The organism is Limosilactobacillus reuteri, from assembly GCF_002254085.1.
GTDB lineage: Bacteria > Bacillota > Bacilli > Lactobacillales > Lactobacillaceae > Limosilactobacillus > Limosilactobacillus reuteri_K.
This window is the reverse complement of sequence record NZ_NGPY01000028.1, coordinates 1-11,485: the sequence shown is the minus strand read 5'-3', so window position 1 is coordinate 11,485 and position 11,485 is coordinate 1. Positions and strand designations below refer to the sequence as shown.

General features: G+C 31.2%; 9 protein-coding genes and 2 pseudogenes. All 11 read left to right on the top strand.

Features of this window, described 5'->3' with window-relative positions; all coding sequences use genetic code 11:
- A pseudogene (locus tag CBG10_RS06460) lies at nt 1-161 on the top strand (dTDP-glucose 4,6-dehydratase); the annotation flags it as partial.
- Between the two features lie 79 nt (nt 162-240).
- Nucleotides 241-1,452, top strand: a complete 1,212-nt coding sequence (gene cps2T / locus CBG10_RS06455; protein WP_094512080.1) for a beta 1-4 rhamnosyltransferase Cps2T — start codon at nt 241-243, stop codon at nt 1,450-1,452.
- A gap of 6 nt (nt 1,453-1,458) precedes the next feature.
- Nucleotides 1,459-2,775, top strand: coding sequence for a glycosyltransferase (locus CBG10_RS06450; RefSeq protein ID WP_094512078.1), 1,317 nt, complete (start codon nt 1,459-1,461; stop codon nt 2,773-2,775).
- 9 nt (nt 2,776-2,784) lie between these two features.
- Nucleotides 2,785-3,438 carry an acyltransferase gene (locus CBG10_RS06445; RefSeq protein ID WP_094512076.1) on the top strand — a complete coding sequence of 218 codons (654 nt, stop codon included), beginning with the start codon at nt 2,785-2,787 and terminating at the stop codon, nt 3,436-3,438.
- 33 nt (nt 3,439-3,471) lie between these two features.
- The gene (locus CBG10_RS06440) at nt 3,472-4,920 is read left to right on the top strand and encodes a flippase (RefSeq protein ID WP_094512075.1); all 1,449 of its coding nucleotides are present in this window, start codon (nt 3,472-3,474) and stop codon (nt 4,918-4,920) included.
- Nucleotides 4,910-6,040 (top strand): glycosyltransferase family 4 protein, encoded by a 1,131-nt coding sequence (locus CBG10_RS06435; RefSeq protein ID WP_094512074.1) that lies wholly within the window; start codon nt 4,910-4,912, stop codon nt 6,038-6,040. Before CBG10_RS06440 ends, CBG10_RS06435 begins: the two co-directional genes overlap by 11 nt.
- Nucleotides 6,041-6,055: 15 nt before the next feature.
- On the top strand, nt 6,056-7,066 hold the full coding sequence (locus CBG10_RS06430) for a hypothetical protein (RefSeq protein WP_094512072.1): 1,011 nt from the start codon (nt 6,056-6,058) through the stop codon (nt 7,064-7,066).
- Nucleotides 7,067-7,078: 12 nt separating this feature from the next.
- Entirely contained in the window at nt 7,079-8,254 is a 1,176-nt protein-coding gene (locus CBG10_RS06425) for a hypothetical protein (RefSeq protein WP_094512071.1), read from the top strand.
- Between the two features lie 2 nt (nt 8,255-8,256).
- Nucleotides 8,257-9,153, top strand: a complete 897-nt coding sequence (locus tag CBG10_RS06420; protein WP_094512070.1) for a glycosyltransferase — start codon at nt 8,257-8,259, stop codon at nt 9,151-9,153.
- A 152-nt stretch (nt 9,154-9,305) separates the two neighbouring features.
- A complete protein-coding gene (locus tag CBG10_RS06415) occupies nt 9,306-10,784 on the top strand; it encodes a nucleotide sugar dehydrogenase (RefSeq protein ID WP_094512068.1) in 1,479 nt (492 codons plus the stop codon).
- A gap of 279 nt (nt 10,785-11,063) precedes the next feature.
- Nucleotides 11,064-11,363, top strand: a pseudogene (locus CBG10_RS06410) (sugar nucleotide-binding protein); the annotation flags it as partial.
- Between the last annotated feature and the right edge of the window lie 122 nt (nt 11,364-11,485).

Below are 11,485 nucleotides of genomic sequence, written 5' to 3'. Positions count from 1 at the left end.
TTGATGCTACAAAGCTGCGGACAGAATTAGGGTGGGAGCCAGAATTTACTGACTTCAAAACCGGTTTACAACACACGATTGATTGGTATACGGAACACCAAGATTGGTGGAAAGATGAAAAAGCCGCGGTTGAAGCGAAGTATGCGGAGAACGGTCAATAACACTATAGAAAGCTAAAAATTTCTCTTATCAAGGTCCAGTGCTAAAATAAGAGAAGTTTTTATTATTGAGGTTAAAAGAATGCAAGATGTTTTCATCATAGGAGCAAAAGGTATTGGCAACTACGGCGGGTATGAAACGTTCCTAAAAAAATTAATCGAGACTGATAAAGAAAATAAACAAATTAAATATCATGTGGCATGTAAATATAACGGACAAGGTGCAATGGACGAAAGCAAACTACCAGGTGCAAAAACAATTGATGATCATCGTTTTACATACTATAATGCTGATTGCTTTAAGATTGATATCTCAGAAAAATTAGGACCAGCTCAGGCTATTTATTATGATATTGCTGCATTTAAGGAATGTATTCGTCAAATTAAAGAACAAAATATTTCTCATCCAATAGTTTATGTTTTGGCTTGTCGAATAGGCCCATTTATTAGTAAATATGTTAAACAATTACACCAGCTCGGTGGCCAATTATTTGTTAATCCTGATGGACACGAATGGATGCGAGCAAAGTGGTCAAGGCCTGTTCGAAAGTACTGGAAAGTATCAGAAGCAGGAATGGTTAAACATGCGGACTTATTGGTTTGTGATTCGGTTAATATCGAAAAATATATTCAGACGACCTACGCCAAATACCAGCCGAAGACAACCTATATTGCCTATGGAGCTGATGTAACTGCCTCTAACTTAACAGCAGATAGTGAAAAAGTTCGGATCTGGTATGCCGAGAAAGGACTAAAAGAGAATGATTACTTTTTAGTAGTTGGTCGTTTTGTTCCAGAAAACAACTATGCAACAATGATTGCAGAATTCATGAAGAGTAAGGTCAAAAAGGACTTAGTTTTAATTACAAATGTAGAGCATAATAAGTTTTACGAGGAACTAAAAAAGGAGACCGGCTTTGATAAGGATCCACGAATTAAATTTGTCGGAACAGTCTATGACGGTGACTTATTAAAGTATATTCGTGAAAATGCTTTTGGCTATTTACACGGGCACTCAGTTGGCGGAACAAATCCTTCACTATTGGAAGCATTGAGTAGCACTAAGTTAAATTTATTGTATGATGTTGGCTTTAATCGTGAAGTAGGGCAAGATGCTGTGTTATATTGGACAAAAGATAATGGTTCGTTAAAAAAACTATTAGATAGTACTGAAAGCATGGATATCGATAATATTAGAAAACTTGGAATTAATGCAAAAGAACGAATTGAGAATGCTTACAGTTGGGAATATATCACTGAAAAATATGATGACGTCTTTATAAGTGAGAGTTAACTAAGAATGAAAATAGTAGAGTATACATTAGGGTTACCACCTTATCGTCGAGGAGGGCTACCACGGTACAGTACAGATTTATCGCTTGAATTATCGAAAAAGGATGAAGTACTTTTAATGTATCCCGGAAGCATTAATCCTTTTTCTAAAAAGATCAAGATTACTACAAAAAAAACAACATATCCATTTCGAGTGTTGGAATTAAAAAATGGTTTACCAGTTTCTTTAGGATTAGGAATAGATGCTAATAATATTGATAAGTTTATTGCTAAAAGAAATATTGATGAATTTAAACATTTTATTGATAGAGAGAAGCCTGATGTTGTCCACTTCCATACATTAATGGGTGCGCCAATTGAAATGCTAGACTACCTTCATCGCGAAAGAATAAAAATAGTGTTTACTACTCATGATTTCTATGGATTATGCCCTAAAATGTTGTCAAAAAATCCAATATCAGAATTAACTAATTCAGTTTGTACAGATGATTGTATGGTATGCAAAAATGGCCCTTCATACACAAAGCTATTGGTTATGCAAACGCATCTTTATGAACATTTTAAAGAAAGCAAGCTAATAAAGAAGGTTCGTAAAAGTAGGAAAACACAATTAAATGATAAAGCAGATTCTGAACGTCTTACTATTGAGCAAGCACAATTAGGGTTAAAACTACGTGAATATTATCTAAAAATGTATCGTCTGATTGACGATTTTCACTTTAACAGTTCTGTTGCGCAGGATTATATTATGCAATATTTACCTAATATTAAAGGTAAAGTAGTGCCAATTACGCATAGTGGACTAACAGATAATCGGAATCGAAAATATGAAACGCATGATAAATTAGTGGTTGGGTATGTTGGACCTTATGACCATAAAAAAGGGTTCTACAGATTAGCTAAAATTGCAGAAAGTATGCCTGATGTAACATTTAGATTTTATGGCGATGTTGTAGATAGTCTAGTGTTTCAAAAATCAAATGTAGAAAATTATGGAATTGTTTCATCAGCTTCGTTACAACAAGCGTATAGAGATATGGACGTTTTAGTAGTTCCTAGCTTATGGCATGAAACATTTGGTTTTGTTGTGTTAGAAGCATTACTTCAGGGAACACCTTGTATAGTATCAGATACTGTGGGGGCTAAGGATTTAATACCCTTAGAAGCGAGATGCCAGAACGATGAAGAGATAATAAGTAGAATAAAAAAATTAAAAGGAACAGAAAAATTAGCGACGATAAGAAGCTGTGTTAGAGATTTAAATTTGAATTATAAATTAACTCAACACGTGCGGAATATCAAAAGTTTATTTTATGAAAATTAAGGTGAGAATATGCCGCATATTAATAAAAAGGTATCTAACTATGACAAAACAATAATTTATGTACGGACAGTAAGAAAAATATGCCGAGGTGCCATTAGAAGTGCCTTTTTTAAGCGTAAAAAGCTACCAATGTTTATCGGAAAACATGTTGATATAACTCATAAAGAAAAAATATATTGTGAAAAAAATATTAAATTTGAAGATTATTCTGAAATACACGGTTTATCAACTAATGGCTTGAAATTTGGGAAAAACGTTACTATCGGTCGGTATACGTCAATACGTCCATCAAGTTACTACGGTGTTGGCAAAATAGGTTACGGATTAGAAATGGGAGAAAACTCATCTATTGGGCCTTACGGGTTCGTAGGCTGTTCAGGGAAAATTAAGATTGGAAAAAACGTGATGATTGGACCAAGAGTATCTTTATTTGCCGAAAATCATAATTTTTCTGATGTATCAACGACAATTAAGGAGCAAGGGGTCAACAATAAAGGAATAACTATTGAAGATGATTGTTGGATTGGTAGTGGTGTAATTATTTTAGATGGTGTGACGATTGGTCATGGATCAGTAATTGGCGCAGGAACTCTTGTGACAAAGGATATAAAAGCAGAGTCTGTTGTCTATGATAAAAGAGAAAAAGTATCAAAGAATCGTTGATTTTTATGATTAGTGATATTAGTAGGTAATAACATGAAAGTTATAAAAAATTATCTTTATAATGCAAGCTATCAACTTCTTGCATTGCTTTTGCCACTTATAACTACTCCGTATGTAAGTAGAGTATTAGGTCCTAATGGTGTTGGTGTAAATGCCTATACTAATTCTATTGCGCAGTATTTTATACTTGTTGCTAATTTAGGAATTGCTCTATATGGCAATAGAGAAATAGCATATGTACGAAAAAACAAGGAAAAATTAACACAAGTTTTCTGGGAAATACAGTTATTAAAAACAGTAACAACACTATTTTCACTGTTATTATTTTTATCTTTTCTATTTATTTATTCTGAATATCATGTGTATTTAATTCTACAGTCTATCAATATTTTTGCTGTTGTTTTTGATATATCATGGTTGTATATGGGAATTGAAGATTTCAAAAAGACGGTTCTTAGAAATACGTTAATTAAAGTGATTTCTATTTTTCTTATTTTTACTTTTGTGAAAACTAAAAATGATGTTGGAATATATATTTTTATATTATCAATTTCAACGTTAGTAGGAAACTTAACCTTGTGGCCTTTTTTAAGGGAAACATTAACATCTTCAGTAAAAATTAGCTCATTGAATCCATTTAGGCATTTGATTCCTACCTTAGCATTATTTATCCCACAAATTGCTACACAGATATATTTAGTGCTTAATAAAACAATGCTAGGAGTATTTCAAGGACCTAAGTTTTCTGGATATTATAATTATTCGGATAGTTTAGTGAAAATGGTATTAGCATTAGCAACTGCATTAGGGACAGTAATGTTGCCTCATATAGCAAATGCGTACTCAAACAAAGAATTTGAAAAAGTAAATAATTTATTATATAAGTCGTTTGATTATGTAACAGCTATTTCAGTACCTATGGCATTTGGATTAGCTGGAGTGGCACATACTTTAGTACCGCTATTTTATGGCAAAGGTTATTATCCAGTTGGAACTGCCATGACAATAGAAGCGGTTGTTATTATCATGATAAGTTGGAGCGGTACTATTGGAACACAATTTCTATTACCAATCAATAGAATTAAGGCATATACAACTTCTGTATTATTAGGAGCGCTTACAAATATTATTCTGAATCTACCATTTATCTATTTCTGGGGATTAAATGGTGCAATGATTTCAACGGTGATTTCTGAAGCAGTTGTTACTATGTATCAAGTGATCTATGTAAAAAGGATTGTGAGCTTAAATAGTCTATTTAGATATACATTTAAATATATAGTAGCCGGAATAATAATGTTTTTGCCGATATTCTGGATTAGTTTATACTGGCCTGCAACATTATTGACATTGATAATTGAAGTATTAATAGGAATAGTTATATATGCTAGTTTTATGTGTATTTTTAGGAGAGATGTGATCAATAATTGCATTTCATTCATAAAGAAAAGAAAACGAGGGGTGAAGGCTGATGAGTACTAGAAAAATCCTTTATGTTAGATCAGGACCATATAAAGTTAATTTGAATGGGTATAATTTACAAGAAATAGGCCTTGGAAAAGCATTTTGTAAAAAAGGCTATGATTTTGATATATTATACTACTCGGATGAAAACAAAATAGAATTAATAGATACACCACAAAATAATCTACGAATTTTATGGTGTAAAGGAATAAGATTACTTAGATCAGGAGTATATCCTAAAATTTTGAAAAAAGAGTTCCTAAAAAAGTATGATTATATTATTGTCTCGGAATATAGTCAGATAATGGCGGTTTTGTTAAGCGGCCTGCATAGCAATGTATATGTATATAACGGACCTTATTATAATCTTTTTAAATTAAAATTAATTGAGCCTATATATGATAAACTTTTTGTTTCTGTTTTAAATAAGCGATTAAAAAAAATATTTTGCAAAACTAAAATGGCCGAAAACTTTCTTGAAAAAAAAGGATTTTCAAATACGATTCCTGTCGGAGTAGGATTAGATTTAGAAAAATATAAAAAAGAAGAAAAAATAGATGTCTCGACTAAAACTGTTCTTAATAAAATGCAAGGGCATAAAAATGTTTTGTTTGTAGGAAGTATTTCAAAAAGAAAGAATGTTGAATTTATAATAGAAGCCTTCATAGATTATAAAATAAAGAATCGACAGGATAGGAAAACTCAATTAATACTTATTGGTAAAGACTCAAATAGGTATAAACAATACTGTAAAAACTTAATTCCTCAGGAATTACAGGAAAGTGTGCTTTGGGTTGAATCATTGCGAAATTCTCAATTAAAATTTGTATACCAGAAAACGGATTTGTTTTTGCTACCTTCTAAACAGGAAATTTTTGGAATGGTATTATTGGAAGCTATGTATTTTTCGGTTCCGGTAATTGCAAGTCATACAGCTGGGGCAGACATGCTAATAAAAACTTTAACTAATGGAATCATAATGGATAATTATGATTACACACTCTGGAGTGAACAAATAAAGCAACTTTTAAATAATACCAATTTAGCGAAATCTATGGGAGAAAATGCTCATAAGACAGTTTCTAATGAATTTAATTGGAATAGAATAGCTAATAAAATGGAAGAAAGTTTTCAATAAGGGGAATTTATATAGATGAATATAAGGAAAAATACGATTATTTATGTTGGATGTCCTGCTTTTAATAAAACAGGGGGTACGGAATTAGCTCATCAATTAGTAAGAGAGATCAACGAACTTGGAGGACATGCTAAAATTCTTTATTATGATATAACAGTAAAGAATAATGCAGAGACTGTTAATCCAGCATTTAGAAATTATGTGGATAGTTATTCAATCATCAAAGATGTGGATGATGTGGCGGATAATGTACTAGTTGCTCCTGAAATTAATATACAAATGCTTGATAATTTTGACAATATTCAAAAGGTTATCTGGTGGATGTCAGTTGATAATTTTTTGAAAACAAATGGTTTTAGTAATGCTGTAAAATTTTATGGAAGGTTCAAAGCTGTTAAGTTGTTATTAAAAAGACGAATTTCGATATTGAAAAAAACTTTAAGCAATGATATTCTCCATTTGTATCAGAGTGAATATGCAAGAGAATTTCTTGCTAATAATGGTATTAGCAATTCAAAGAGGCTGTCTGATTACTTAAATAGTGTATACCTAGATACAGCAGATGTTTCATTTGAAAATCGTGAAAACAATGTACTTTATAATCCAAAGAAGGGTATTGATTTCACCCAAAAATTAATAAGTGCATATCCAAATTATAACTGGGTACCAATCCAAAATATGTCAAATACTGAGGTTAGGAGTCTGCTTTTAAGGAGCAAAGTCTATATCGATTTTGGAAATCATCCTGGAAAAGACAGGTTTCCAAGAGAAGCTGCAATTTCTGGATGTTGTATCATAACAGGAATGGATGGGAGTGCTAAGAATAACGTAGATATTTGTATTCCTAAAAAATATAAAATTAAAGCTGAGGATAAAAATATTCCAAGAATAATAAGCGTGGTTGATGATTGTTTACAATCATACAACACAAAAATTGATGATTTTTCTCAATATAGAAAGGTTATCCTTTTAGAAAAAGAGAACTTTAAGGATGATGTCAAGAATATTTTTGCCAAAGACTTCTAGGAGGCATTTACCTTGAAAATTAGTATTAATAGCGTCATGGGTATGTTGTACTATTTAGGATTAACTGTATATTTAATTTTTATGACATTAACACAGACGATGTTTTTTAATTACTTTAGAGGGAGTGCCTATGTTATTATTCTAATTTTTATAATTGGAGTAAGTTATTTCAAAGAATTGGTGAGTGTACTTTCAAAAAATACTGGTGTAGTTGACTTAATTTATTTAATTATAATTTCAGCTTTTACGTTTTTTATTGGAGGTAATGAGCTTCTGTGCACAACTGCGCTTGTTTATGTTTCTAGAGATATGGAAATAAAAAATATAGTTAAATATACGTGCTTCCTTCTTTTTGTTGAATTAATTATTGTGATTTTTTCTTCCAAAGTAGGAGTGATTAGTAGTTATACAGAAATGAGGGGAGGACTATTAAGAAAATATTTAGGATTTAGATATTTTTTATATCCGTCTGCAATAATGTTTAATATTGTAGCAGCTTATGTATATTCTTATCAAAAGAAAATAAAATTGCTAAATTTATTTCTCTTTTTAATTATGACTGTATATATCTATGTTAATACTTATGCTAAGCTATCAACAATTATGATTATATTTATGTTATTTTTAGCAATGTTAGAAAAATATTTTAAAATTTTTGAACAAGGTTATTTAAACAATTTACTTAGGTACTTCAAATATATTTACGTATTTCTAGGAATATTGTCTATATTGATAATAGGTAATTATAGTTCAAGAATTTTATGGATGGACAAATTAAATTATATATTAGAAGATAGGTTAAACTTGGCAAACATATCGTTAAATCTATTTGGAGTAAATCTATTTGGAGTAAAAAATCTTCAATGGCAGGGAAATGGATTATCTCTTAGTGGTATTCCAATATTGAATACTATGAATTATTTATATGTGGATAATTTTTATATAAATATAATGCAACAATATGGGATTGTATTCATAGTACTGCTACTGATATTGCTAACTGTTACAATCACTAAAGCAGTAAATGTAAAAAGTAATTGTTTAGTTATAATTTTAGTTATTTTTGCTTTTCACGGCCTAATCGATAATCTTATGTTAACGCTTTATTATAATATTTTCTTAATAACGCTTTTTGCTAAGGCAGCATCTTTGCAAGATGAAAATAAATTAACTGAAGAGGGAAAATAGTGATGAAATTATCTACGTACGTATTTGTAGTATTGCACTATAAAAGTTCCAAAGATACTATAAATTGTATTAGGTCAATAGAAAAATTAAATGGTGAGTATCAAATTATAATTGTTGATAATGCATCTAATGACGGTAGCCTTGAAAAAGTTAAGGATGTATATTCAGATACAAAAAATATCATCTTCTTAAAAAATAAGGAAAATGTTGGCTTTGCTGAAGGTAACAATGTTGGATACAGATTCGCAAAAAATATACTTAAAGCTCAATTTATATTAATTTGTAATAGTGATTTAATTTTTGATCAACAAGATTTCTTGACAAAGGTTAAAAAAGTATATACAAAGTATGATGCATATATTATTGGACCTGATATTGAATCGATTTTAACTAAAATGCATCAGAGCCCTATGAAGACAACTACTACAAATCTTTTTAAGGTTAGTTTTGAGATTCTTAGATACCGTTTATTGTTAGTCTTAAGTCGACTTCATATATATGATTTGTTAAAAAGAAGTACAGGAATTAATAAAGTGCCTCGGAAGCAACATTATAAGAATGTTAAAAAAAATGTTGTTTTACATGGTTCGATGTTAGTTTTTACACCTAACTTTATAAAAAGGGAAGATAAAGCTTTTCGGATAGGGACCTTTTTATACATGGAAGAAGATATACTGCATACATATGCAATTTCAAATGGTTATGTTACAATCTATGATCCGTCTTTACATGTATTGCATCTAGAAGATTCGTCGACAAATGCTATAGTTAAGAATAAAAAAGAAAAAAGAGAATTTGTTTTTCGTAATATGATTAAATCATTAAGTGTTTATAGAAAATATTTGATTTTTGATAAAAATAAAACAAAAAAAGCTAAATATAACCGGCATTACTCTTAGAGTTTTCAAGTTGTTTTCAAGAACAGTGCAGTATGATTGTTATTTATAACATCAAAAAAAGCTTGTTCTTGAAAATTACTTTTTTTTATTAAAATAATAATTGATATGATGTTTTTTTGTTATCATTAATAACATAAACAGAGGGGTAAATTATGAAAAAGTTATCACAAAAGAAATTAACTAATACTATAATTACTAAGCGAAAAAAAACTAATATGACTCAGCAAGAGTTAGCTGATAAAACGGGGATTAATCGGGCTACTATTAGTCGGCTTGAATTAATGGATTTTATGCCATCGATTGCACAATTAGAAAGTTTAAGTGATGTTTTAGACTTTGACGTCACTGATCTTTTCGTTGAAAGTGATAAACCAAACCAATTAGATTCAGTATCACCATTAAACATCGCTGTTGCTGGTACTGGTTATGTTGGTCTATCACTGGCAACATTATTAGCACAACATAATCATGTTACTGCTGTTGATATTGTTCCTGAAAAGGTGGAGTTGATTAATAACGGTAAATCACCAATTCAAGACGACTATATTGAGAAGTATTTGGCTGAAAAAGATTTAGACTTAACGGCAACGCTTGATGGTGAAACTGCTTATAAGGATGCTGATTTTGTCATCATTGCGGCACCAACGAATTATGATAGTCAAAAGAACTACTTCGACACGAGTGCTGTTGAAAATGTGATCGAACTCGTGATGAAGGTCAATCCTAATGCTATTATGGTAATTAAGTCGACAATTCCAGTAGGATATACAGAAGCAGTTCGAGAAAAGTATAAGACAAAGAACATTATCTTTAGTCCAGAGTTCTTACGTGAATCTAAAGCACTATATGATAACTTGTACCCTAGTCGAATCATTGTTTCTACAGATAAAAATGATCCTCATTTAGTCGATGCGTCCAAAAAATTTGCTGCATTATTGCAAGAGGGAGCATTGGAAGAAAATATTGATACATTATTCATGGGCTTTACGGAAGCAGAAGCAGTAAAGCTGTTTGCTAACACTTATTTAGCTCTGCGAGTATCATACTTTAACGAACTAGATACTTACGCAGAATCTAAGGGGCTTAATTCACAAGAAATTATTGATGGGGTATGTCTTGATCCGCGGATTGGTCAATTCTACAATAACCCATCCTTTGGGTATGGTGGCTATTGCTTACCTAAGGATACCAAGCAATTATTAGCAAACTATCAAGATGTTCCTGAAAATTTGATTGAAGCTATTGTTAACTCTAACAGTACACGGAAAGACTTTATTGCAAATCAGGTATTGGCAAAAGCAGGTTACTATACGGGCTCTGCTAATTATGAACCAACAGAAGAACACCAAGTAGTCATTGGAGTTTATCGTTTAACAATGAAGTCAAATTCGGACAACTTCAGACAAAGTTCAATTCAGGGTGTTATGAAGCGGGTTAAAGCAAAAGGTGCTAAAGTAATTATCTATGAACCAACTCTTGAAGATGGAACTACATTCTTTGGTAGTGAGATCGTTAATGATATTGAGAAGTTTAAGAAGATGAGTAATGCGGTTATCGCTAATCGTTATAGTAGTATTTTGGATGATGTAAGTGATAAAGTTTACACACGTGACCTTTTTAAACGCGATTAATAAAAGTAGCTGTAGCATTATGTTTAAGTATTTGTTACAATAACTAAGCAACATAATTAAACTTCATTGAATTGGTGTCTGTCAAAGGACGCCTTTTTCTTCTTAACACTAATGTTGTAATATGTGTGTCGAACCTGTATTTATTGCAAGTTTTCCTTTTAAACTACTACCAAAATTTTAGAAGATATTTTATACTAATATGGTAGCTAAATAATTGCATTAGGCGATGTCTTTTCTTTTAGATATCGCCTTTTGTTTAATGATCGGGAGAGGGTAAAAATGACAAAAATTTTAGTTACTGGTGCTAATGGTCAGCTCGGTTCAGAATTACGGAGCCTATTAGATGAACGCGGAATTGCATATGACGCCTTTGATTCTAAACAACTGGATATCACTGATCAGGCTGTTGTAAATGAGAAGATTAGTGCGCTTAAACCCGAAGTGATCTATCATTGTGCCGCTTATACTGCCGTTGATAACGCTGAAGATATTGCCAAAGATCTCAATTGGCAAGTAAACGCTGATGGTACACGTAATGTTGCCGAGGCCGCTAAAAGAGTTGGCGCTAAGATGGCGTACAATACCCTTTAGGGTTGACACTTTAAATAATAAAAGTGCCAATTCTAGGGGGTGTTTTTCGTTTCTAGTTATTCCACAACAGAAAAATTAAGATTACTAAGTAATTATCAGGATTCAGATTG